Below are 24,315 nucleotides of genomic sequence, written 5' to 3'. Positions count from 1 at the left end.
CATGTCCCTGTTTGAAAGCTCCCTGTCGAAACTCACTATCGAGTCCTATAAGGACGAGAAAATGACCAAAGCCCAATATCTGGGTCGGTTCGAGGCCATGTACAACCCGGCCGCCCTTGATTTGAGCTATTCAGTGCAATACAGCGAAACGGCGTGGATCAACGACACGGAAATTACAAGCGGCTTTAACCGCGTCATTCCGGGCGACCTCAACCTCGAATTGATTCTGGACGCCACGATGCCGGGCAATAGCGCCCCCATCGACAAGCAACTGGCCAAATTGCGGCAATTGACCACGCCCCTTACCCTAAACAGCAGCGTGGTGGCAAACAATGCGGCCGATGCTGAAGGAACGCCCTATTTGAAGGTGTTATGGGGCAACATGCAATGGTACGATGACAAATATTTTGCTGGACGCCTTGCTTCGCTGGCGGTGAGTTACACCCTCTTTGACCGTGATGGTACGCCATTGCGCGCCACCGCCAGGATTGCACTGAAGGCGACCTCGAACCGCAATTCGACCGGCGTGCCGACAGCTGGTCGTGAGATTCCCGGGACCACCATTACGCTTCCATCCGCATCGAACCTGGCATTGGCTGCGATGCTAGCGGCCAGCGCCGTTTTGGGGGCCGCAGGTGCTATCGATTACCTGACTCTGGCCTTCGACAATGCACTCGATTGCCTGGATGATTTCGAACCGGGCGACGTGTTGCGTGCGGTCACTGAGGCTCCATCGACCGGGGGGGCATGATGACAAATACCGGCTCGATACTGTTTGAAGGCGCTGCACTGAAGTTTTTCTATCCACTGAAATATGACATAACGCATGCCGTCAACGACATTCCATCTGCCACGCTGCGATTCGGACTGAATGCAAACAGCTCCGATTTTGTCAAGAACCCGCAGGTAGTCGATCAGGATCTCAAGCTGTGCGCTCCTGGTAGCAACGTGACGATTCATAGCCCCGACAGAAAACTGTTGTTGTTCAAGGGCATAGTGGTGGAGCAAAGGCTCAAGATCGGCAGTCCGGAAATCAACGTTGGGGAAGATGAAGGTTTGACCCTGATCGTCAGGCATCCGCTGCAAAGTCTGCGCGCCACCCATCGCAGCCAGATATTTGCCGATAAGACCGATGCTGAGATCATCAAGGAGATCTTGCAGTCACAAAATATCAAGGTGGAAAAATGCGAAGGCCTTGATGTCAAGCATCTGCAAATGATTCAATTCATGGCGTCGGACTGGCAATTCATTCGCAGCCGTCTGGCTGCGAATGGTGTCTGGCTGGCGCCATCGACAGAGGGTGTATCTATCATCAAACCAACGCTCACCGCCAAAGCAAATCACACAGTGCTGCGGAAACGCGCAAAGAAGAGTGACGTCGCCTTGGGAACTGCCGAATGGACTTTCGTTAATGCGGAAATGCCCGCCGAGCTGACGATGACAAGCTGGGACGTCGCTAAACAAGAAATGACGAAAGAATCGAAAGCGGTAGCGGTCGGGCTGGGAAAAGACATTTTCAATTCGAAGGATGTGGTACCCCTGAACAAGACCAAATGGGAGCTGGCTTGCACAACGACCATGTCACCCGCCGAATACGAAGCGCTCGCTAAGGGGCGCCTGCTGGAGCAGCAAAACAGCGGCGTGCAGGCCAGTTTCACGGTACAGGGCGGCGCCGATTACAAGATCGGCGAGACGCTGGAAATTTCCGGTTTTGGTAAACTTGACGGCACAGGCTTGATCAACGAAGTCCAGCACAGCTTCGACCAGACCGGATCCCAGAAATGGCTGAGCACACTCTCCCTCGGTCAGCGTGTTCTGCGCGATGTAGGCGCCAGCCCGCTGCCGACCGCCGCCGGGCTGTACATAGGTGTTGTAGAGAAGTTCAAGAGCGATCCCGACAGCCTGAACCGGCTGCAGGTGAAGGTGCCGGCGCTCAAGTTCGATAACAAACCGCTCTGGGCGCGCTTTGCAGCACCCTACGCTAGCAAGGATAGCGGCCTCTGTCTGTATCCGGAAGCCGGTGACGAAGTAGTGCTGGGCTTCTTTGCCGAAGACCCGCGCTTCCCGGTCATCCTGGGCGCCATGCACAACCCTAAAAACCAAGCCCCTTTTGCGCCCAGCCACGAGAACAAGGAAAAGGGATTTGTCTATACCAGGGGTGAGCAGAAACAGCAGCTCGTTTTCAACGTCGAAGAAGTATCGGCCTTGCTGCAGAGCGGCAAAGAGACACTTGAACTCAAGAAGGGCATGGCGTTTGATTCAGCCGAAAAGGTGACCATGACCGCAGCCAAGGACATGACCTTGTCGGCCAATAAACTGGATTTGAAGGGCAAGAACACCGTCAATATCAAGGGCGCCAAAATAGATTTGACGAACTGAGAAACTGAGAAACTGAGAAACTGAGGAACTGTGCAGCTGAACGATCGAGCGTGTTATATGAGGCCGCGAAAATGCTTAACCCTACACTAAATACATCCTCCAGCACGGGGCAGGAATGGGGGGAACAACTTGTTCCTTTACCCGAGGATGTCGACAATCTTAGTCGTTTTGGTGTGGCCACAGCGCTCAGCCGTGACGGCAAGTTGCTGGCAGTGGGATCGCCACTGGCAACTACTAATGGTGAAGCGGGGAGCGTTGGTGTCGTTTATGTGTACAGGATGGTGGACGGACAGTGGGAATTATGGATGTACTTTCCCTCCGGTTCCGATTCGGATACCCAGTTTGGCGCGGCGCTCAGCCTGAGTGCAGATGGCAGCGTTCTGGCGATCGGAGCGCCGGTGGACAAGGATGGGAAAGGCAGCGTGTACGTCTTTCAATACATCGGTAATGAGTGGAGTGATCCTGAGGAGCTTCCAGCCAATCACAATGAACTATTGGATAACGCTAAATTCGGTTCCGCGCTTAGTTTGTCTGGAAATGGATCTAGACTAGTTGTAGGCGCTCCTAATACGGGGGCGTCGCATGGTCGAGTCATGGCGTTCAGGTTGACGCAGGACGGTTCGTGGATCATGGATCAATCGTGGGCCGGGACTGATAGAGCGGATGCAAGGTTTGGGGATTCTGTTAGCATTAGCGCCGACGGAAATGTACTGGTGGTAGGCGAACCAGAACGAAACAGTAGGCGCTATGGATGCGCTTTTATAGGTAGATTTAATTCTAGTTGGCCTGAAAGCATCACGATGCGCGCCCGAGGTGGTGACGGCAACGTAGATCACAGTCAATTCGGCAGCTCGGTCAGTCTGAATCAGGATGGCAGCGTTCTGGTGGTCGGCTCTCGCGAAAATCCAGGCAACACGGTGCCGGTCATTGGGGCGCTGTCCTTCTTTAAATATGCTGGTTCATCGTATGAAGATGATGAGGTCACCATTTCACAACAAGTGCCGCTTGCCCTCGGCGGCCCCGTCAGTCTCAGCAATGACGGCCTGTGGCTGGCAGTGGGCGCTCCGACTGATGAGCGCTCGTCTCCAGCAGATTATCCCAGCGCCTCTCTGTACCATGGAGAAGGCGACGAGTGGAGAGAACAAAAGAAAATCGCCCACGACGACGACGCACCGATAAATGTTCTGGGCACGTCGGTCGGCCTTTCCGGCGACGGCACAATATGCGCCATCGGCGCACCGGCAAAGACTAATGATGACGATGGCATGGTGATCGTGCTATCTCGTCCTCTCACCGAACCCAATCCCGAACCGGGCTCCGGCGGTTTTTCTAAGGTACCCGGCGTCTACGTGGAAGAAGTCAACAGTCCGCTGCTCTCGATTCCCACCGGCGCAACCGCCATCCCCGTGTTTATCGGCCGCTTCCGCACGCCAGGGGATGATCCTGTGCCCAATGATGATTGCCTGCCGGTCAAGAGCTGGCTTGACTTTACCCGCAGATACGGCGATTCAGCGCCCGTCACCGTCATCGTAACGTCTGCCGGTTTGCGTCAGGGCCGCAAGGGTGGAGGCACACTGCAAGAGACTATCGACGTCGCTCATACTAAGTACCTGAGCTCACTCTCGCTACGCCACTACTTCGAAAATGGCGGCGGCCGCTGCTATATCCTTTCTCTCCACGATCGTAGGGATCCAAATGAACGCGCGGCAATGGCCGCAAAAATTGCGCGCTGCCAGGATATTTCCCTCATCTGCCTGTGCGAGGTGACCGAACCCGAAACTGACCTGGCCCTGTATGACGCGCTGAGCAGCCTACTGAATCGCAACCTCGGCTATTTCCTGCTGGCCGACGTCGATGCCGGCCCCGACGCCGATCCCGAAGCGATCGCGCGGCCCGCTACCCCGGCGCAACATACGGCGTTGTATTATCCCGGGCTGGAAACGTCGTACAGCCTGCGGCCTGCCGATACATCCATTTTCATGGGACCGGACACAGACCAGGAACGCCTCACACTGGCAGATCTCGACGCCACCACCACGCCCACTTATGCCGCCGTCAGTGAAGCGGTAGATCATTATTTTTCTCAGGCAGGGAAGACCGCCGTCTACCTGCGCGCCACGCCCGCAGTAGCCGGCGCCTATTGCAAGACCGACCGCGAACGCGGCGTCTGGAAAGCGCCGGCCAATGTCGCGCTCGCCGGCGTCAGAAATCTGTATGTGCGCAATGGCAACCCGATGGTGCAGTTCGAGGCAAAGAGCGGCGTCAACCAGATCCGCTATTCCAGCGAGCGCGGCGCGGTGATCATGGGGGCTCGGACCATGGCGCCGCCGGAAACGCCCCCCTGGCTGTACGTGCCGGTGCGTCGCCTGTTCGATGCCGCCGAACGCGATATCAAGGCGGCCATGCGTTTCGCCATTTTCAAGCCCGCCAGCCCGCCGACATGGGAGGCAGTGCGTGCAGCCATAGACAATTATCTCTACCGTCTCTGGCGTGATGGCGCCCTCCGGCGCTACGGAAGAAGAGGCCTATTTCGTCCAGATCGGCCTCGGCGTGACCATGACCTCTGCCAACATCGCCGAGGGTTGCATGATCGCGAAGATAGGCATGGCGGCGATGCGCCCGGCGGAATTCATCCTGTTGGAATTTATGCAAGACGTGCAACCGGGGTGACGGCGGAAACAGTAGACAGTGTCAATTTTTGAGGAATCGCAATGAGCAATTATGTACCGGGAGCATATGGCCGCGGCTGGGCGTTTCCCCCCAGCTTTACGGGCGAGGGCGCCGTGATGGCGGTGGATCTGGTAGACATTCGCCAAAGCCTGCGCATTCTGTTCAGCACCCAGCCTGGCGAGCGCATCATGCGGCCAGCCTACGGCTGCGATCTGCAGTCGACCGTATTTGAAAACATTCGTCCCGACTTACTGGCCGATATTTCCGTCAAGATCAAGGACAGCGTCGAGCGTGACGAGCCGCGCGTAAAACTCGATGAAGTGGACGTCACACGCGATGCGCGGCAGCCAAGCCAGCTCAACGTGCGCGTTGCCTACCACGTCCGCGGCAGCGACGCCGGCGGCCAACTCGAAGGCAAGCTGGACACTGCCGACGGCTTCGGGACGCGCTTCGTATGAGTCGCCTCATTGTCATCGACGGCGACGCCCTGGTGTTCGACCCCATGTTCGGCAACCGCCAGGTCACGCCCACAGGCCCGGCCACCATTCGCGGTAGCGGCAAGGGCACGGTAGGCGGCAAACGCATCTGCATTCTCGGCGACGAAAAAAAGGTGCAGGTGCCGGCCATGTACGTCATTCCCGGCTACAGCCCCGGTAGCGGCACGCTCACCATCTCCCAGCTCGACCCCGGCCAGCAGGCGCCGCGCTGCACCGCAGGCGCGGCAATCATACTCAAGGGTAATCAGTTCATCGCCCGTTTTACGCCGACCCAGCCGGCCATCATGTCCAACCCTTCCGCCACGCCCGATCCCACCGCGCCCAGCATGGGCAAAGGGCGTTTCATTACCACGCAAGTATTTGCGCAGGCAGGATAACCATGGCTGATATCACACCTAACGACGCGCCTTCTCAGGAACCTTTTGTGCTGGACGACCGCAGTATGTTGGAGCGGTTGCGTTATATGCGGGAGTATGCGAACGGGATCCCTGTTGAGGAGACGCCCTATCAAGGCATGCGCGACGTCGTCGCCCCGTCTACAGACGATGTGCTGCGAAGTTTCGGACGGGCAACGGCGCTCAGCCGCGACGGCAGGATACTGGCAGTGAGCTCGCTGGGCGAGATCGACGCTGAGGGTCATGTTGGTGTGGTGCATATATTTCGCTTTGAAGGCGGTCAATGGCGACAATCGGCTTCCCTTACGATAGCCGACATGACGGCCACTTCCAAGTTTGGTGCGTCGCTCAGCCTGAATGCAGATGGCAGCGTGCTGGCGGTGGGTGCACCGGGGCGTGAAAGCAATCTTGGTGCCGCCTACCTGTTTAAATACGCCGAGAACAGCTGGAGCGATGGTACGCCGATCCTATCCAATACCCGCTTGTTGAACGATGAATTCGGTTACGCAGTCAGCCTTTCCGCAGATGGCACTTTGCTGGCGGTGGGCGCGCCGGGAGTTATCGCTAATACAGCTAGCAATGGCGCCGGCAGGGTTGAGCTGTTCAGAGAAACAGGCGACGAATATATATATGATGAAACCACTCCGGATACACCTGAAGATGACGAATGGAAAAGATGGGGAGCAGCGGTCAGCGTTAGTGGAAACGGCAGGTCGGTTGCGATTGGCATCCCCCGATGGGGAGGCACTAAGGGGGATGTCAAAGTTTTATACCGCGATGGCACCACATGGGAACTGTCTGGCCACATTGACCGACCAGGGGGTGACGTAAACAACGCTTACTTTGGCAATTCGGTCAGTTTCAATGTTGATGGCACAGTGCTGGCCATCTGCGCCTATGGACAAAACGAAGCATACGTATGCACAGGCAGCGGACTTAGCTTTCCCACGAATAACCGGAAACGTGTACAATCCTCGCCAACCGTTGGAGAATTATATGGCTACAGCATCCATATCAGCGATGACGGTCAATGGCTGGCGATAGGCTCCATATATCTGTCGAACAATCCGGGTACATCAGCCGCCTACTTGTGTCACGAAAAAGACGGAATCTGGGTAGAAAAACAGAAAATCACCCACGACGGCATAGTCAACGCTTATCTTCTGGGTTGCTCGGTTAGTCTCTCCGGTGACGGCGCGATGCTGGCCATCGGCGCTCCGGGAGTAGGCGAAAACAATGGTTTGGTAAAGATGTATGATAACCATGCGATTTCAATGGGCAAAATCCTCTTCAGCCCCACGCCAGAGCCGGCAACAAACCCTGCATCACAGAAATTTGACGTAGCAACCTTCGCCCAGCTGTATCGCCAGCCCGATCAAGCCGATGGCGCCATGTTGCCACACCAGGCCTTTATCCTGGCCTTCCAGCGCATGATGGAAACCCCGCGCGATCTGCTCAATGCCTTGCCGCGCGCGCATCGCCAGCTGTATTACCGCGGCCTGCTGGGGCTCAAGGAGCGCCCCGTCTTGCCAGACCAGGTGGCGCTGTCGATGGTGGTCGACTCGCCGCTGTCGGAACTGATGATCCCCGCCGGCACGGTCTTCGATGGCGGTCAAGACAGCGAGGGTAACCCGCGCCAGTATGCCCTGCAGCAATCGCTATTGGCCAATCCGGGGCAATGGACAGATCTGCGCTGGTGCCGCCATTCGGCCTCGGCTGGCGTCACCTGGTCGCGCGTTGTGTATGACCGGGATAAGGGCCTGCCGTGGCCGGAGCAAGGGGTGCGCCTGCTCGAGAGCAACAATGAACAGGAAACCCTGGTGCCCGACGCGCGCGTGGTGAGCTCGCCGTTGCTGGCCATGGCGGGCGGCACGCGCACGATTACGGTGGAATTTGCGAGCGGCGGCCCGACCGAATTGTTGGGTGAAGTGAGCTGCGATGGCAAATGGCTGCCGATCGCAACGGGCACCACATTGCCAGGCCGCTCTGACCTTGCGGTCGATGTTGTTAGCGAATTTACCCTCACAGTACCCGCTGACGCTGGCCCGATAGCGCCGGCGCCTGGATTGGATGGTTTCCATGAAGCTTGGCCGCTGTTGAAGCTCAGTCGCAGCGACGGTTTGAGCATGCCTCCCGTCCAACGTCTGAGTGTGACGGTGAACGACCTGCCCGACGTCCTCTTCAGCACTGATGACGGCGTAGCCAACATTGCGGGCCGCAGCCTTCCCTTTGGCATAAAACCTATCCTCGGCGCGGGTTTCAACATGGTGAGCCCAGACTGGTATGGCAAAGGCGACACGTTAACAGTCACCTTGACTCCGGAATGGATTGATTTGCCGAGCGAGCCTTTTAAAGATTGGTATGAAGGTTACGACAGTGAGATAACCAATAACACCGTTTTCAAGATTCAGCCGGCCATTGTCGCGCGTGGACAGGCTCCCAGTCCGTTAACCACCACGCCGCTCTCCATTTTTAAGTCGCCCGGCACTGGCGAGCCGGAAGGAGACACTCTCCAATTGCCACTGCCATCCCTGCAGGCTGTTGCCCCCGACAACGCCAACCCACGTGACTGGCCTGTATGGTTGCGGCTGGAACTGGCGGGAAAAGATTTTCTGCATGCCGAATACCTCCGCCTGTTGGCCAACCGACAACCAAACGCTGAAGGCACCTTGTCAGATCTGCCCAACCCGCCTTATACACCGCAATTGAATCGTATCCTGGTGAGCTATACGTGCCACGACGAAGAAATGGCAGCGCGCCCGCAGTATGTGTTGACACCGTTTGGCTATAAGAAGAGCGGCGGCGTGGAAGACATTGGCTGGCGCCAGCAATATCTGGCGCCAGCCAATGTGGGTGGTAATCCTAGTCGCTTTGGTGTGGCAACTGCGGTTAGTCGCGACGGCAAGGTGCTGGCAGTGGGATCGCCACTGGCAACTACCAACGGTGAAGCGGGGGGCGTTGGTGTCGTTGATGTCTATAGGGCAGTAGACGGGCAATGGCAAGGATGGAAATCCTTTACTTCTGGCTCACCAACAAACATTCAGTTTGGCGCGTCGCTCAGCCTGAATGCAGATGGCAGCGTGCTGGCGATTGGAGCGCCTGAGGCAGACGGGAATAAGGGCCGCGTGTACGTCTCTCAATGCATCGATGATCTCTGGGGCGACCCTGTGCAGCTTCTGATCACGGTTCCAGACACAGATTTGCCGGATGGCGCCTTATTCGGTTACGCCGTCAGTTTGTCCGGTGATGGCCGCAGGCTTGCGGTGAGCAGGTCTGGTAACAACAGTGTTAAATCCCATGGTATTTATTTATACCAGTATACGGACAGTGATGGTTGGGACATTGAAAGTACCTTTGACAATTATCCTGGTAGTCAGGATTCACTTGTTTTAAGCGTTTGTCTCAGCGCCGATGGGAGGACATTGGCTGCGGGTATGCCGCATCTCTCTACGGGGAGAGCGACGGCTTCTTTTTATAACGGAACAGGTTGGAGCGAGCACAATACAGTTCACCTTATCGGAGTCAGCACCTTCGGCAGCTCGGTCAGTCTGAATGCCGATGGCAGATGGTTAGCGATAGGATCAAAGAATAGCAATGGTGGTAAGGCGCGGATATTTAGACGTAACTCGAACACCTCCGGCTCGCTCTACGATTTCGAATCTGAACCAACTATACCTCCTACGGTTCCAGTTGAAGTATGTGGCACCTCAGTCAGCCTCAGCGATGACGGCCTATGGATGGCAGTGGGAGCCTCGCCCCATGATCAATCGTCTGCAACAACGTCCAGTGCCTACCTGTTCCATAGAGAAGGCGATGAGTGGATAGAAAAAAAGAAAATCGCCCACAACGACGGCACGCCCGTTAATTACCTGGGCACGTCAGTCAGCCTCTCCGGCGACGGCACCATATGCGCCATCGGCGCACCGGCAAAGACTGATACTGCCGTTGGCATGGTGTCCATACTGCAACCAAGCGATGCACTGTATGTGGGTTTTCGCAACATAGCGCCGCAACAGGATCTAGCGCTGCACTGGCAATTGCAAAGCCCTGGGCCGCTGCAAGTTGCATGGCAATACCTGCATCGCGACAATTATTGGGCCAGCCTGGACGCGCAGGTAGCAGACCAGACCGACGCCCTGTTCCACTCAGGCCTGTGGCGGGCGACCTTGCCGGCCGACGCCGCGGACGCAACTACTGCTGCCGCCACCATGATGCCGGCCGGGCGTGTCTGGTTGCGCGCCTTGCTCAGCCCCGATCAAATCAACACGGGAACAATAGAAGACGTCTCCGATTATCCATGGCTGTACGGGCTGTATACCAACAGCGGCATGGCGTTGCGCGTCACCGATCCGGATCAGCCATTGCAAGTGTTCGATGGCCCGTTGCCTGCCGGCGCCATCACCCAATCGGTGCAGCCGCTCACCGGCTTGGCCGGCGTGCTGCAGCCATGGCCCTCTATCGGTGGGCGGGCTGCTGAAACCGAGAACGCGTTTTTCCAACGCGTGGCGCAGCGCCTGGATCATCGTGACCGCGCCCTGACCGTGCGCGACATCAAAGCCTTGCTGCTTGACCGCTACCCCGAACTGCACGGTGTGATGGCGATTTCGCCCGAATTAGACGACCGTAGCGACGAACAAAAAATGGTAGTGGTGCCGGCCAGCGGCTGGCAAGACAATGCCGATCCGCTGCGCCCAATGTTCAATGCGGCGCGTCTGGCGGAAATGGCGCAATACATCCTGCAACGGGCTTCGCCTTGGCTCACCCTCCAACTGGTCAACCCCACCTACCGCGACGTGCTGGTGGAATACCAGATCGATTTCGATTCTGGCCTCAATGTCAGCTACGGTTACGCCCAGGTGCGGCGCGCCCTGGAGTTGGAGTACATGTCCTGGGCGTGGGACAGCGCCAGCGTGGTTCAGCTCGAACAGGGTATCGATTATTACCGCATGCTGGCCTTTATCCAGCAATTGCCCGGCGTACTGCGGGTCAACCAGCTCAGCCTGACGCCGCAAGCCTCACGCGCCGGCTCGGTGGAGGGCGCGCCGACCGACGTATTGGTGCTCGTCTGGCCCGGCGAATCTGTCCTCACCCTTAGCAGTGCCGCCAACATCGTCAACCGGGGAGATCATCAATGACCACCAATCCGCCGGTCACCGCCGAAGTCCGCGAACGCATTCATTTCGAAACCTTGCTGACGCAGGCCGAGCAGGTGCTGGCCACTTACGCCCGCAGCACCTGGACCGATACCGCCGAGCACGACCCCGGCATCACGCTGCTGCAGGCCTTGTGCTACAACACTTCCGATCTGGCCTATCGTCACCTGCTGCCGCTGGTGGACTTGCTCACGCCAGCCACGGACTCTGACCAGTACGCCGCACAGGAAGGTGTTTTCCCTGCCAGCTTCGGCCCCGGCAAGGCACTCACCAGCGGCCCCATCACAGCCGACGATTACCGGCGTAAATTGCTCGATCTTCGCGGCAGCCACAACTTCTATTTCAGGAACGCACAACTACAACCAGAGCGCGGAGCACAACAATACACCTACTACTGCGATCTTGAACGGCGGGAGTTCGTGTTTCGGGACACCCCCATGCAGGGAGAGGATGCGGCCATTATCGAGGAACTCAGGGTGGCCGGTACCTATCATCTGTATCTCGAGCCAAACCGCAACATTGCGCGCCCCCAAGCAGAAGCTGCTCTGGCCACATTCCTGGAAAATAACCGCAATCTGTGCGAAGCCGTGCGCAACATAACCTGGCTGGAATCGGAAGATGTCAACGTCTACATCACTGTTGAGGTCGACGACGACTGCATCGATCCAGCAGCAGTAATGGCGCAGATATTCGTGTTGACCGAAGCCACACTATCGTCGGCGCCCGCGCGCTTTACCGCTACGGAGCTGGCGCAACAAGGTTTGCCAAACGAAGAGATTTATAACGGCCCGCAGATGGATTATGGCCGGATACCCACGCTGCCGCCAGACACCGACTATAGCGCGCCAAGGGTGCTCAACATCAGCCTGCTGGCCAATGCGCTGCTTTCCATTGAGGCTGTCAAAAGCATTCGCCATCTCGGTTTCACTCAGGAATCGTCGGCCGATCCGGTGTGGACAAAAACGGTCGCAGCAGAAAAATATCTCCTGCTCTGGGGCGGAGATCCTTATACAACCATGCTGCAGCAGGTTAAATTGCTCAAGCGCGGCCAGGCACTGTCTGTGAGCGAGGAGGACATTGAGGACGCAGTACCGCTCCCGGAGTGGCTGCAGGAGCCGCAAGTCATCATGCCCTACGGACGGTATCGTAATCCGGACCGTTACTACTACGCTGCCCAGCGCTTGCCGCCTTGTTATGGCTTGTTGGAGCCGACGCCGGACCCACAGCAGATCCAGCTGCACCAGTTTCTGCTGCCGTTTGAACAGCAGATCGCCAATGGTTGCGATCAGTTGAGACTGCTGCCGGAATTGCTTTCTTTTATCCGCGGCATCGGAGACCCGGTGGTCTGGGGCGGAAAATGGCCGCTGCTGCCGGAAGACAGCCCTGCGGCGCATGTGCACGCGGCCTACGCCGACGATCTGGAGCGTTATGTCTTTGCAGCGATGATAGACGCCAAGAAAGAGTTAGCCATTGTCGATTACCTGCTCGGTTATTTTGGCAGCGGGCGCGCGTCGCGCACGTTGTGGGTGAAAGACGATATCGCAGCCGGATCCGAATTTCTCGAAGTGCAGCAGCGCTATCTGCAGCAAAATCCGGCGCTGGCGTATGGCCGCGCCAGCATACGCGTCGACCAGGTTTCCGCGGTCCAGCGCCGCATAGCGGCCCGGCTCGGCATCGGCGCGGAAATGTTCGCGTATCCGGAAAACGTTGACAACCTGCCGTTTTATATCGTCGAACATCGCGCCTTGCTGCCGGTGGAGCCAAATCACGACTATGACGACTACACGAATCAAACGCCGATAGCGCTGGTCGTGAACATCGACGCAGGAACGCTGACCATCACCGTCGCAGCGGATCTGGAGGTAGGGCAATTGATCGATTTGGTCATCCTGAAGGATGAAGTTGGTGCAGCGCTAAATGAGGTGAAGACTACGATTGCGGCGTTAATGGTACGCTCAGCCACACCTTGCAACGGCAGTGATAAGGTGGTGGTGTTCCATGCGGCAGACAGTCAACAACTGACCCGCAATCTGGCTGACCTGGAGGAGTTGTTTGGAGATGGCAAGGTGCGCTGGCAAAATGCGCAAGCCTGGTTGCAGTTTATGTCTTATCGCGCTGCATGGTCGGAGAATCAAAAAGATGACAGCGGCACAGAATTGCCGACTAACCAGGGGCGGCTTCAGGTGGTGCCGTTTCCAGCAAGCCTGAAAGCAGGAGATCACATTATTTTTGAGAAGGTGATATCAGCGGGCGGTGCCGAGGAAACGAATAAATTACCGACCGTGGTCGATAACGAGGCTGTCGTTACTGCGATGGAAGCACTGGAGGGTACCATTGTTGTAGAAAATGTATCGGGTGAATTTCCTGATCTTGATACTGAAAAATACATCTGGTACCAGAAAGTAGAAGCGGCGGTTGACCAGTTTTCATTCTCGGTGAGTGTGGTATTTAAACGTGAGGAATTTGACGTCGCCGAACCCGAGGTAAAACTCGCGTGGTTCGCAGAGGTTGTGCGGGAGGAGCTTCCCATGCATGTCAGGGCTTATGTACTTACTCTGAATAACGAGGCCTTCGCAGCGTTTGCCGCAAATTACGCTGCATGGCATGGTGACGGCAAAGCGTGGGGAGACCGCGCCTACGAGTTACTAGAGGCGTTGACGATTGGGAAAAGGCCATCAATGGGAGATGGGATTGGCGTGATGCGTATTGCTACCGATGCTCAGGCTGAGTACCCGTGGGACCCAGAGTATATCGCCGAAAATGAATTGTTTTATGTCCCCCCCACGTAGGACACATGTGCATGACAGGGGCAAGATTTTTTTGTTGTTTTTGAATTAAAGACATCACTAAAAATATCCATGTTTAAGGAGAAATCATGGCCACAAAGTCGAAAAAACCAACCCGTACATTGTCCCGCTCGACGGCTCCTGTTGTGAAGGGTGCGCTGCCTTCTGCTGATGAGCTTAAGGACCGCTTCGCTCCCCAGTCAGTCCCGATATCAACGGATTTTGGGAATTTGATCGATATCGCCGAAATCGGACGCCGGGCGGTGGGCCTAAGCCCAGGGCAAGATACTACGGGAAACGGACTTGAGCTCGACGGAATTGGTGATGCTGGCACGTTGAAGGTGAAGGCAGGCGCCGGCATCACAGTGGACGCGGATGGTGTCAGTGTTACTCCGACTGCCATTGCTGTCACTGGCGGACCTGGCATTACGGTCGGTACTGATCGCAAGGTGAGTGTGGCTGCGTTGGGAAATGCTAGTGGGCTTATATTCGACGGAACTGGTGATGCTGGCACGTTGAAGGTGAAGGCAGGCGCCGGCATCACGGTGGACGAGAATGGTGTCAGTGTGGATATGCATAAGATTCTTCCTATCGGTTCCATCATCATGTTTTCTGGAAGTAGTATTCCCGATGGATGGCATCCATGTGACGGTGAGAATGACACGCCAAATTTTCGATTCTCGCTTTTGATGGGAGCTATAGACCCCGAACAAACTGGCAATCCCACGATGATACCTACCGGTGAGATTGAAGCAGGTCTCCAAGCAGTATTTGTCTGCCTCATCATCAAGGTTAGATAGTAGCCTCTGATTTTTCGAATTGTAGATTTTCATCGAAACCATGAATTTTTAAGGAGCTATCATGTTCACCAAAACAATTGGTAATGCTGTCGTAGAAGGACAAGGCACGTCGACCTCTGAACCTACCTTTCTTGGTATTGCAGGCCTCATGGTAGATGTGGAGGAAATAGCGCGACGTATTCTTCCCATCGGTTCCATCATCATGTTTTCTGGAAGTAGTATTCCCGATGGATGGCTTCCATGTGACGGTAAGAATGACACGCCAAATTTTCGATTCTCGCTTTTGATGGGAGCTATAAACCCCGAACAAACTGGCAATCCCACGATGATACCTACCGGTGAGATTGAAGCAGGTCTCCAAGCAGTATTTGTCTGCCTCATCATCAAGGTTAGATAGTAGCCTCTGATTTTTCGAATTGTAGATTTTCATCGAAACCATGAATTTTTAAGGAGCTATCATGTTCACCAAAACAATTGGTAATGCTGTCGTAGAAGGACAAGGCACGTCGACCTCTGAACTTACCTTTCTTGGTATTGCAGGCCTCATGGTAGATGTGGAGGAAATAGCGCGACGTATTCTTCCCATCGGTTCCATCATCAACAATTGCGGAACTTCATGAAACAGAATCGGGATGTAGGAATTGCTGCACCACTTCAGGTCAAAGTCACCGATCTGAATGTCGTTATCTGGGGCGGGTCGTTGCTGACTTTTCCTTGCGGACAGCATATGGGTGGTAAGAGAAGTGATTTTCAAAAAAACCAGGAGATTTTCTGGGCTAACGGCTGCTGCATGCTGCTGTGCAGCAGCATGATCAAGGAAATCGGCATGCTCGATGCCAATATGTGTTTTATTAACACCTTAAAAAACCACTTCCTACGGACGTGGTCATCGCCTAATAGGCTTTGCCTGTTAGAGTGACACACCTGTTCGCTCAAGGAGGTTCGACCACTTTCTGTTGTCCCCTGGGCAAAAGAATAAGTAGACAAAAATGAGTGAGTTTGCAAACGCATCTGATATTCGTTAGTTACAACGGTATTTGCTTCGGAAACAGTCGAGTCTTACGTTGAACGTCGCGAGTCTTTGCTCCCCTATGGGGAGTTTTAGGCAAAACCACGTTCTACGAACGTGGTTTTTTACTGTTCCAATGTCGATTATTTAAGGCAAGAGCACGTCACTGGAAAGTGGCGATGGTCGCCACGGCGGTCGTGTATCGTGAAGTCCGACAATCTGTTTCAGGGGGAAGGTGACTGATATTGAGCTCGTCAAGCTTGAGGACGTAGCCTACTTTGCCCCCAAATGGCTGTCAGGCGATCTTTACCGAACCTTGGCATACGAAGGCGGCGAACTGGATGCACAGCACGTAGATACTGCAGTCGGAAACTCAAGAATCGTTGCTGATAACGCGTCATCGGCTGCACATGATGCGCGAAATGGAAAGAGTGTATGGATAATCTAACGTTACCATCGGCCGCAGCGACCCCTGAGGTGCATACCCCTTCCCCGACCCAACAAGGGCCGCACGGCATACGCTTTGACTTCAATAACGGTTTTCATCTCGTGCTGCCAGATGAGGGACCATGGTATATCCGCCTGATGGATTTCGATACCGGTTATCCGGTATTTGACGGAGAGGTGACCGGACGTGAAGTTTCCAGCACCAAGAAATATTATGTGCGTATTGCCTGTGAAGTGTGGCGGCAAGGCCAGTGCGTGTTTAGCCACGAATACAACTGCCAAGAACAGTCGGTACTTATCCGTTACCCCGACAGCAATTGTGGTTTGGGAGACGCCATCGGTTGGTTCTCCTATATTGTGAGGTTTCAGGAGAAGCACCAATGCAAACTCACCTGCGCGATGCCAGCCGCGACGATACCGTTATTTGCCCAGCGCTATCCCCATATAGTGCTGATTGCGCTGGAGGATGTACCTGCGGAAGATTTTTACGCGACTTATCGGCTATGTATCAGCTCAAATGATCCCGACGGCATTATGCAGCCGTGCGACTATCGTTTGGTGGGGACTCATCGCACAATCGGCTATATGTTGGGCGTCGATCGGGCAGAATGTCCGCCGCTGCTGGGTCTGGGCGATGCCAGCCGCCCTATCGCCGAGCTGTATGTGTGCATCGCCACACAAAGTACTGCACAACGCATGTATTGGAACCATCCGGCGGGCTGGCACGAAGTGATCGGTTTTCTGAAAGCGCAAGGCTATCGGGTGATCTGTATTGACCGCTCTCCCATTGGTGGTGCTGGCATCGTATGGAATCACATGCCACATGGCGCGGAAGATCTGACCGGTGACCGCCCCTTGCAAGAGCGAGCGCGTTGGTTACATCATGCCGATTTTTTTATTTGTTTGGCCAGTGGCTTGTCATGGCTGGCATGGGCTGCGGGGACGCCTGTGGTTATGATTAGCGGATTCAGCCATCCGCTGACAGAGTTTGCGACACCGTATCGCGTGATCAATTTTCATAGCTGCAACAGTTGTTGGAACGATGCCAGGCATCCGCCCGGCCTGAACGATTTTTTGTGGTGTCCTCGCCATCAGAATACGCCACGCCAGTTTGAATGTACGCAATCCATCACGCCGCAACAGGTGATCATGACCTTGCATCGGATACCGGCATTGGCCGCGAGATTGTCGCCGCCGCAAGGCATGAAACAGTCCGAAGTTGCTGCTGCGATTGCTGAGAATTGCACCGTTCCGCCGCCGCTAAAGAAGCCTCGGCAGCAGAGGCCGCGCCGCCGTACTGAGCCTGGCAACATCAGCTTGCCACCTATCCTGATCGACAAGGCCGCCTTGGCTGCCACACAGATCGATGCGGAGGGGATGATCGGTGCACTTGCTGTTGATTGCTCGACTAGCGATGGATAAATTTCTGAGAGGCCGGTTTGATGAATTCACATCGTATCTTGCGCCTGAAATTTTCCATGACAGTCGCCAGGCGTCACGCCACCAGCGTGCAGCATCGCTGCAGCCGCTATTATCACGAACGCTTGCCGGCGCAAATTGCTTCGTTGTTTGACCAGTTGGCCGGCGCCGGCAGGGCGGATCTCGTCATCGACCGTCTGGTGCTCGACCTGGGGGAGATGTCGATGGCGCATTTTGAGCAGCAGTTGGACGAACGCCTGCTGCCGCGTTTGGCGCAGCAGCTGGCGCTGTTGCTCGATGTTGCTTCAACGCGCGTAGTGTTGGCGGAGGAGGCGCCGACTGCCGCAACGACTTCATCGGGTCATGATAGCCAACCTGCCTGGTCGCCTGCACCTACTGAACACAAGGATGCGCAGGCGGTGCTACCCGCAAGCGGGAATGCGCCCGAAGTGGATGTCTGCGGGCAGGATATTGCAGCTTTCCTGACATTTCTGCGCATCGGCGAGATCTCGCCCCGCTTGTGGGCAGGTAAGCGGAGCGCCGATAGCTGGCTCACGAGACGCATGCAGGAAAACCCGGAACGATGGCATGTGGCGCTAGCCCGTAGCGTCTTGTTTGAGGAGGCGCGTCGTCGCTTGTCTGACACAGTTGGCGTCCAGATCCTGCGCCGCGTGGTGGCGCTGTTGCTGCAGGACGAACAGCAGTTGCGTCCTCCGGACAACGTCAGCACATTGGACTGGGTGCTTTATCTGCACGCCAGTGGCCTACTATTTTTTCAACGCCATCCGCGCCAGGGCATGCCGGCGCCAAGTGCGAATCGGTTGACGCACATGATTGCAACAGTGCTATCGCAAATTACCAATGTGCGCCAAGCAGAAGCAAAGCAGACAGCAGAAGCAAAGCAGACAGCAGAAGCAAAGCAGACAGCAGAAGCAAAGCAGACAGCAGAAGCAAAGCAGACGGCAGAAGCAAAGCAGACGGCAGAAGCAAAGCAGACGGCAGAAGCAAAGCAGACAGCAGAAGCAAAGCAAACAGCAGAAGCAAAGCAGACAGCAGAAGCAAAGCAGACAGCAGAAGCAAAGCAGACGGCAGAAGCAAAGCAGACGGCAGAAGCAAAGCAGACGGCAGAAGCAAAGCAGACAGCAGAAGCAAAGCAAACAGCAGAAGCAAAGCAAACAGCAGAAGCAAAGCAAACAGCAGAAATGTCACCGCCATTGAGGGAGATGCGCTTGCCGCAGGAAGCTGGCAATGCAGTCTCTGGCGTATTGGGCGCCGGCCGCGCCGCCATGACATCTGCTCTTGCTCCAGTCGTCGTGTGTAATGCCGGCGTCATCCTGTTGTGGCCGCTTCTGCCTGGACTGTTCGCTCGTCTTGGCCTTATTGCGGAGCAGGAATTTGAGACCGCCGAGTCGCAAATGCGGGCTGCCTGCTGTCTCAACTGGCTGGTCTGGGGTGGCGATGCGCCGCTGCAGGAACTCCCTTCACTGACCAACCTGCTGTGCAATCTGCCGCTTGACGTCGCTCTGTTTCCCTGGGCTGAGCCAGACGCGCAGGCAGTCGCGATGATGGATGATTGGCTTGCGAATTTACCGTCCCAACTCGGTCGGCTGGAACGCTGCGACGTGCAAGATCTGCGTAACTGGTTTTTCCATCGCCCGGGACAGCTGGAAAAAAAGTCTTCCGGTTGGCTGTTGCATGTCGACGAAGATGCCAGTGACGTTCTGTTGCAAGACATTCCCTGGCCCATGGACCAAGCGCTGCTGCCCTGGATGGAGAATGTATTGCTGATCGACTGGCCGTTAGACTGGTTAGGTATTGGCCTCTGACTCCATAGCATTCAGACATCGCCAAATGTACTTATTATTTGGAGTTTCAGAATTCACGACATAGTCGCAGAAAATGGGCAGAGTCATCTGGGGTCAGATACCGTCTTGAATAGCAAGCCCGTTGGTTAAATAATTTGGATCGAAGGGCTTGCCAGTGCGAAGCACTCCGTAAATCAGATGTGTCATTTTGTGCATCACAGCTCCAATTACAGCTTTTTTCGCCATGCCGGTGGCCAATAGTCGCTCAGCAAAACGACGTAGTAGCGGGTTGTGTCGACATGCTACCAAGCTAGGCATATAAAGCGCTGCCCGCATAGACATGCTTCCAACTCGGCTAATCATGGTTCGGCCTTTGATGGAGGTGCCGGAGCTGCGTTGTTTCGGGGTTACGCCGAGAAATGCGGCAAATGCCTTGGCGCTGTCAAATCGCCGGATGTCGCCCAACTGGCCTAAGATTCTCGCCACCGTGGTGGTGCCGATACCTGGGATGCTGGTGATGAGTTCGGCATCACGCTTGAGGCCGGGGTGTCGATCGATGTGATCATCGATGTCACCCTCCAACTTTTTGATTTCAGCGCTGAGCCAGGCGATGTGCTGCTTCACATGTTCGGCGACGTCGGTCATGCCGGTGAAGGTATTGGCTTCAAGCCGATTTTCTTCCTGTTGGCGAATATCCTTTAATGCTTGTACTCGCATCGACCAAGCCCGCAACTGGCGCTGTTCCAGCGGTGGCGGCGCCCAAGGTGCAGGCTTCATGGCGGCGCAATAGCGCGCAATGAGGCCGGCATCGGCGGTATCGTTCTTGTTGCGGATATTTTCACTATGACCGAAGCCTTTGATGCAGGCCGGATTGATCACGCTCACAACCACTCCTGCGTCATGCAGCGCCAATGCCACCGGTTCATAGTAAATTCCGGTGGCCTCCATACAGACATGCAACATTTCTTTCGTCACCTTCGACTTGCTTAGCCACTCCAGGAGTAATTTGTATCCCTCGGCAGAATTATCCACCACCTTGGCCTTGGTCCAGCCCGAGGGGTTCAGTCCAATACGAGAGTCAAGTTTCGCGATAAAGCACCACGAAAATTGACTCTCGTATTTTAGGAACCATCGCAGCTCTGAAGTCGTCATAGTTGGTAAGCTACCGGTTGCACCCTTACCAACTATGGCGACTCCAGAGAAAAATAAGGGGGTGTGACAGGTATAGTTGGGCAAAAGAAACCAACCAAGCGACAAACGGGCACGGAGATGTAGAAAACTTCGATGAAGATGATATCGAATATGCCCCTCGTTCGCCAGTTAGTACTATCGCCAGCTCCAATGGTAAAGGAATAACTGCGGGAGCAACATCTGCCTCATCTCAACCGCCAACGATTCTTTTTTCGAGTGAAACTGCCATTGATCGGACCACTCTCAAAGCGCTAGCCTATAAAGAACTCGGCTATGTTCATAATTTTCTTGGCGGACATATGCGTGCGCTGAAACTTCATGGGAGTGGCGGGGGAAAAGTAAAACTTGAGTTTGGTGAAAAAAAATTAATGCTCAACGCTGCTAAGACGGGCTTGGAAACGCATACCCCAGCCGCCAAGTCAATCTCTGCGACCGCGAGTGCTCTGTTACCTAATTTACGCGGAGAGCTGGGGCTCGATCTCAAATCTGAAACCCGACCTATTGTGATACTTAGCTGTTACGCAGGGGCTAATTATGGAACACAATCGACACCAAAATATTTTGCTCAGGACTTGTCCAAAGCAACCATGAGCGATGTCTGGGCTCTAAGTGAGCATCAACTGAGTGCTCCTCAAAAGCTGGGGGAAATGACTTTCCCCTCTGTTGACTATAATTGGCAGCAAAATAACGGCAAGGAAAAATCACCGATTACACAGGCGTTAAGATATTCTCCTAATGGACAAAACACGCCAGTCGAGACGATATCGTTTGATGATTTTTTAGAGCGCGCTAGGCGGCCAAGGTATTGACAAGTTAAGTTGTTGAAATATTTTTGTTGTACGTTGAGGTTGAAGATTGGTCGAAATAAAGGCGCCTCCCAGGCTCAGGACGCAACTTGGGCTTGGGTGACGCTTTGCCAAGCGAGCAAAGTCTTTTCGCGCGCAGCGCGGTAGTCGATGAGGGTGAGCAAATGACGATGGCAATGGAACAGATTGTTGATGGGACCATGAACAGATAAGAAGCGTTGCGCCAGACCGGCGGATTTGAAGCGCCGCATCTGCCTCTCCTTTTGCCGGGTAGGCTGATGCGAAACTTCCGCCCGGTTGTTCAGCCCCTTATGTTGCCGGTGTTCGACGCCGGGCATGATGTCCTTTTTCGCCGCGGCGTAGCTCTTGAGTTTATCGGTGACGATCACGCGAGGAACGTAAAGCAAACCTTTGAGCAGCTTGCGAAAGAACCGTTTGGCGGCGTTCCTGTTTCGGCGGCTTTGCGCCAGGATGTCCAGAACGTCGCCGTTCTGATCGACGGCGCGCCACAAGTAGTGAAGCTTGCCGTTCATGGTGAGATAGACTTCATCGAGATGCCACTTATCGCCTCGCTTGGGGCAGCTACGTCGCAGGGTATTGGCGAATTTCTGGCCAAATTTCAGGCACCATTGCCGGATGGTTTCGTTACTGACGATCGCACCACGTGCGGCCAGCAACTCCTCGATGTCACGAAAGCTGAGGCCAAAACGGTAGTAGAGCCAAACGGCGTGGCTGATGATTTCGGCTGGGAAGCGGTGGCGAAATTAAAGGTCGGAATCCATGCCTACATCCTATCAGACCACGCTTGCACAGTTAAGTTGTCAATGCGATTTCAGCAACTTAACTTGTCAATATCCTAGAAATCACCCTGTTTTATTTAGAATTATTGATACAATATAATTATCTGCGTAAAATAATTATTTGTACAAAATAATTATCTGTACAAAATAATTAAAAATAATCCATATGAGCAACATATATCCGCGTACCGAGCTGGCCACCCAGATGGCGAAGCAACTAATTCATCCGGGAGTCCTGGATGAAGGTCTTCGCTCAGGTTTGTTCTTATCCGGCCTCCGTAGAACCGGCAAGACAACGTTCTTGTTAAACGATCTCATCCCAGCCTTGGAAAGGGAAGGGGCATTGGTGATCTATGTTGACCTTTGGAGCGACACACAGGCGAGCCCTGCTGATTTGGTCCTTGCTGCAATCCGCAAAACGATGGAGGAATTGCAAGCTCCTGGTTCCATCTTGCTATCGAAGCTCACACGGGTGTCCGGCGTAGATATAGGCATTCTTAGTTTCAAATTTGGCTTTAAGCTTGAAAGCGTTGGAAAGCCAGGCGGAACTACGCTCGCACAGGCGTTTACCGATTTAGTCGACCAGGCCAAAACAGATGTTGTGCTGATAGTCGATGAAGTTCAACACGCGATTACTACAGACGACGGTAATCAGATGTTACTCGGGCTCAAAGCAGCACGCGATGCAATCAATCCGCGTCCATTGACACCAGGTCACTTTATTTTTATCGGGACGGGATCACATCGGGCATTAGTGAGCGAGCTTACCGCCAGGCGAAGCCAGGCGTTTGCCGGCGCTACCTCTATTCCATTTCCCGTACTAGACGAAGGATATGTACGGCAACTGATCAATAGATTAGATAATGACGGCGTAGCAATATTGCCGTCGCCGGAGGTGGCCATCGAGGCGTTCAGATCGCTCGGAAGTCGCCCAGAAGAGATAATAAAAGCGATCCGACAGCTGCAGTTGCATTTGCCAAATGGGAGCAACCCAGATGACTATCTGCCGGTGATCGCGGCAACGCTACGATCGACTGCTGCGGATATTGAACTGTCGAAAGTCGAACAACTTGGCGGCCTGGCGGTAACCATTTTTGAACGCATCGCTGCTTCCGACGGCGATGCCAAAGGTATATTTTCAGCAGATGCCGCGGCTGATTATTCTAAGGCTGTTGGTCGAGAAGTCCGCGTCGAGGAAATACAACCGGTTGTAAATGAGTTAATGGCAGCAAACATTATCATGCGGCGCGGTCATGGACTATACGGAATCACAGATCCGTTCGTACAAGAAATCTGGCGCGAGAAAATTAAGTTCAAAGGGTGACATTTCTGATCAACTGCGATGTATCCAGTAGACTGGATAACTTGAATAAATTGATGCGCAAAACAGACAATTTCCATCTAGGTTCGCTGCAAGTTACCCAAATGGTCTGGATTAACGTGACCTAATCATGACTTAATCTGACATTTCTGGTTAAATTTAGACACTAGGAATGAAGGAGAGTGAAATGAACGTCATGACGGAGCGGAAGATCATCAAGCAGTCATATTTATAGCGGCACGATCTGAAATTGTCCGCGTCCGCTGAACGTCAGATCTGAAACGACTCTGGCCTGCGCGGCAGGAAATTTTGTTTCAATTTCAACTAATACGGTTAGACGCGAGATTGGCACGCTCTGGCCGGCAAGCAATGGCCGGGCTTCAACATCTGGAGCAAGAAGGATGCGCTGGTTATTCCTGCCTATATCATCCGTCCGATTCCAGCTCACTGCCTGGCCGTCTGCCTGCGCCTGAGTTAATACCAGGGAGAAAGTACCTTGTCCATTTTCTGTAGCAAAACCTTTGTTTTCTACGGTCCCTCTGAAAACAATTCCAAAGCGAGTAGGCTCAGCACAAACCACATTCAATACGATCATTTGTTTTCCCAGCGAAAATCCGTCATGGGTATGACGCTGTCTGCTGACATCGGCCGGGCTGACACGCCCATAATCAATTTGTGTTTGACTCAGGCTAATTGTGCAAGGCTGTGCTGCGGCAAACGACGGCAACGCTACCGTCAGGTTCAATATGAAGATGACCAGCAGGCATAGCAATTTGCGTCGGCCTATATTTTTTTTCAATTCCCCGGTATTCATTCTTGTATCCATACCTTCCTTAT

17 protein-coding genes and 1 pseudogene are annotated in these 24,315 nt (G+C 54.5%); 15 read left to right on the top strand and 3 right to left on the bottom strand.

Going from position 1 to position 24,315, the window contains the following annotated elements; all coding sequences use genetic code 11:
• The first annotated feature begins 1 nt into the window (after position 1).
• The 13 genes from KHU30_RS24645 (at position 2) to KHU30_RS24585 (ending at position 19,381) form a co-directional block, all read left to right on the top strand.
• Positions 2-751 (top strand): CIS tube protein, encoded by a 750-nt coding sequence (locus tag KHU30_RS24645; RefSeq protein WP_211445238.1) that lies wholly within the window; start codon positions 2-4, stop codon positions 749-751.
• Positions 748-2,379, top strand: coding sequence for a phage baseplate assembly protein V (locus tag KHU30_RS24640; RefSeq protein ID WP_211445237.1), 1,632 nt, complete (start codon positions 748-750; stop codon positions 2,377-2,379). Before KHU30_RS24645 ends, KHU30_RS24640 begins: the two co-directional genes overlap by 4 nt.
• A 71-nt stretch (positions 2,380-2,450) precedes the next feature.
• On the top strand, positions 2,451-5,081 hold the full coding sequence (locus KHU30_RS24635) for a phage tail sheath family protein (protein WP_211445236.1): 2,631 nt from the start codon (positions 2,451-2,453) through the stop codon (positions 5,079-5,081).
• Between the two features lie 9 nt (positions 5,082-5,090).
• On the top strand, positions 5,091-5,507 hold the full coding sequence (locus KHU30_RS24630) for a GPW/gp25 family protein (protein ID WP_211445235.1): 417 nt from the start codon (positions 5,091-5,093) through the stop codon (positions 5,505-5,507).
• The gene (locus KHU30_RS24625) at positions 5,504-5,923 is read left to right on the top strand and encodes a hypothetical protein (protein ID WP_211445234.1); all 420 of its coding nucleotides are present in this window, start codon (positions 5,504-5,506) and stop codon (positions 5,921-5,923) included. Before KHU30_RS24630 ends, KHU30_RS24625 begins: the two co-directional genes overlap by 4 nt.
• A 2-nt stretch (positions 5,924-5,925) precedes the next feature.
• The gene (locus KHU30_RS24620) at positions 5,926-11,076 is read left to right on the top strand and encodes a hypothetical protein (RefSeq protein WP_211445233.1); all 5,151 of its coding nucleotides are present in this window, start codon (positions 5,926-5,928) and stop codon (positions 11,074-11,076) included.
• A complete protein-coding gene (locus tag KHU30_RS24615) occupies positions 11,073-13,883 on the top strand; it encodes a hypothetical protein (protein WP_211445232.1) in 2,811 nt (936 codons plus the stop codon). The genes KHU30_RS24620 and KHU30_RS24615 overlap by 4 nt, the downstream gene beginning before the upstream one ends.
• 86 nt (positions 13,884-13,969) lie before the next feature.
• Positions 13,970-14,680, top strand: a complete 711-nt coding sequence (locus tag KHU30_RS24610) for a tail fiber protein (RefSeq protein WP_211445231.1) — start codon at positions 13,970-13,972, stop codon at positions 14,678-14,680.
• A 61-nt stretch (positions 14,681-14,741) separates the two neighbouring features.
• Positions 14,742-15,077: a tail fiber protein gene (locus KHU30_RS24605; protein ID WP_211445230.1), complete on the top strand. Its 336-nt coding sequence runs from the start codon at positions 14,742-14,744 to the stop codon at positions 15,075-15,077.
• A 61-nt stretch (positions 15,078-15,138) separates the two neighbouring features.
• Positions 15,139-15,300, top strand: coding sequence for a hypothetical protein (locus tag KHU30_RS24600; protein ID WP_211445229.1), 162 nt, complete (start codon positions 15,139-15,141; stop codon positions 15,298-15,300).
• Positions 15,297-15,599: a hypothetical protein gene (locus KHU30_RS24595; RefSeq protein ID WP_211445228.1), complete on the top strand. Its 303-nt coding sequence runs from the start codon at positions 15,297-15,299 to the stop codon at positions 15,597-15,599. The genes KHU30_RS24600 and KHU30_RS24595 overlap by 4 nt, the downstream gene beginning before the upstream one ends.
• Positions 15,600-16,124: 525 nt before the next feature.
• Positions 16,125-17,558 (top strand): autotransporter strand-loop-strand O-heptosyltransferase, encoded by a 1,434-nt coding sequence (locus tag KHU30_RS24590; protein ID WP_211445227.1) that lies wholly within the window; start codon positions 16,125-16,127, stop codon positions 17,556-17,558.
• Positions 17,559-17,578: 20 nt separating this feature from the next.
• Positions 17,579-19,381: a contractile injection system tape measure protein gene (locus tag KHU30_RS24585; RefSeq protein ID WP_211445226.1), complete on the top strand. Its 1,803-nt coding sequence runs from the start codon at positions 17,579-17,581 to the stop codon at positions 19,379-19,381.
• Between the two features lie 93 nt (positions 19,382-19,474).
• Here KHU30_RS24585 and KHU30_RS24580 read toward each other — a convergent pair whose 3' ends face one another.
• Positions 19,475-20,512 (bottom strand): IS110 family RNA-guided transposase, encoded by a 1,038-nt coding sequence (locus KHU30_RS24580; RefSeq protein ID WP_230427565.1) that lies wholly within the window; start codon positions 20,510-20,512, stop codon positions 19,475-19,477.
• A gap of 17 nt (positions 20,513-20,529) precedes the next feature.
• Between KHU30_RS24580 and KHU30_RS24575 the strand changes: the two genes are divergently transcribed.
• Positions 20,530-21,360, top strand: a complete 831-nt coding sequence (locus KHU30_RS24575) for a hypothetical protein (RefSeq protein WP_211445225.1) — start codon at positions 20,530-20,532, stop codon at positions 21,358-21,360.
• 74 nt (positions 21,361-21,434) lie between these two features.
• Here KHU30_RS24575 and KHU30_RS24570 read toward each other — a convergent pair.
• Positions 21,435-22,112: pseudogene (locus KHU30_RS24570) on the bottom strand (IS6 family transposase); the annotation flags it as partial.
• Positions 22,113-22,323: 211 nt separating this feature from the next.
• Here KHU30_RS24570 and KHU30_RS24565 point away from each other — a divergent pair.
• A complete protein-coding gene (locus tag KHU30_RS24565; protein WP_211445224.1) occupies positions 22,324-23,481 on the top strand; it encodes an AAA family ATPase in 1,158 nt (385 codons plus the stop codon).
• A 226-nt stretch (positions 23,482-23,707) separates the two neighbouring features.
• On the opposite strand, the gene KHU30_RS24560 is transcribed toward KHU30_RS24565, so the two are convergent.
• A complete protein-coding gene (locus tag KHU30_RS24560) occupies positions 23,708-24,292 on the bottom strand; it encodes a DUF1120 domain-containing protein (protein ID WP_211445223.1) in 585 nt (194 codons plus the stop codon).
• Positions 24,293-24,315: the final 23 nt, after the last annotated feature.

Source organism: Collimonas humicola, from assembly GCF_018304945.1.
GTDB lineage: Bacteria > Pseudomonadota > Gammaproteobacteria > Burkholderiales > Burkholderiaceae_D > Collimonas > Collimonas humicola.
This window is presented reverse-complemented; position numbering and strand designations above follow the sequence as displayed.

Coding starts and splice junctions, on each gene's coding strand:
- KHU30_RS24630 (WP_211445235.1), top strand. CDS start 5,091: ATGAGCAATTATGTACCGGGAGCATATGGCCGCGGCTGGGCGTTTCCC.
- KHU30_RS24590 (WP_211445227.1), top strand. CDS start 16,125: ATGGATAATCTAACGTTACCATCGGCCGCAGCGACCCCTGAGGTGCAT.
- KHU30_RS24600 (WP_211445229.1), top strand. CDS start 15,139: ATGTTCACCAAAACAATTGGTAATGCTGTCGTAGAAGGACAAGGCACG.
- KHU30_RS24645 (WP_211445238.1), top strand. CDS start 2: ATGTCCCTGTTTGAAAGCTCCCTGTCGAAACTCACTATCGAGTCCTAT.
- KHU30_RS24640 (WP_211445237.1), top strand. CDS start 748: ATGATGACAAATACCGGCTCGATACTGTTTGAAGGCGCTGCACTGAAG.
- KHU30_RS24560 (WP_211445223.1), bottom strand. CDS start 24,292: ATGAATACCGGGGAATTGAAAAAAAATATAGGCCGACGCAAATTGCTA.
- KHU30_RS24595 (WP_211445228.1), top strand. CDS start 15,297: ATGAAACAGAATCGGGATGTAGGAATTGCTGCACCACTTCAGGTCAAA.
- KHU30_RS24605 (WP_211445230.1), top strand. CDS start 14,742: ATGTTCACCAAAACAATTGGTAATGCTGTCGTAGAAGGACAAGGCACG.
- KHU30_RS24610 (WP_211445231.1), top strand. CDS start 13,970: ATGGCCACAAAGTCGAAAAAACCAACCCGTACATTGTCCCGCTCGACG.
- KHU30_RS24615 (WP_211445232.1), top strand. CDS start 11,073: ATGACCACCAATCCGCCGGTCACCGCCGAAGTCCGCGAACGCATTCAT.
- KHU30_RS24585 (WP_211445226.1), top strand. CDS start 17,579: ATGAATTCACATCGTATCTTGCGCCTGAAATTTTCCATGACAGTCGCC.
- KHU30_RS24565 (WP_211445224.1), top strand. CDS start 22,324: ATGAGCAACATATATCCGCGTACCGAGCTGGCCACCCAGATGGCGAAG.
- KHU30_RS24635 (WP_211445236.1), top strand. CDS start 2,451: ATGCTTAACCCTACACTAAATACATCCTCCAGCACGGGGCAGGAATGG.
- KHU30_RS24620 (WP_211445233.1), top strand. CDS start 5,926: ATGGCTGATATCACACCTAACGACGCGCCTTCTCAGGAACCTTTTGTG.
- KHU30_RS24580 (WP_230427565.1), bottom strand. CDS start 20,512: ATGACGACTTCAGAGCTGCGATGGTTCCTAAAATACGAGAGTCAATTT.
- KHU30_RS24625 (WP_211445234.1), top strand. CDS start 5,504: ATGAGTCGCCTCATTGTCATCGACGGCGACGCCCTGGTGTTCGACCCC.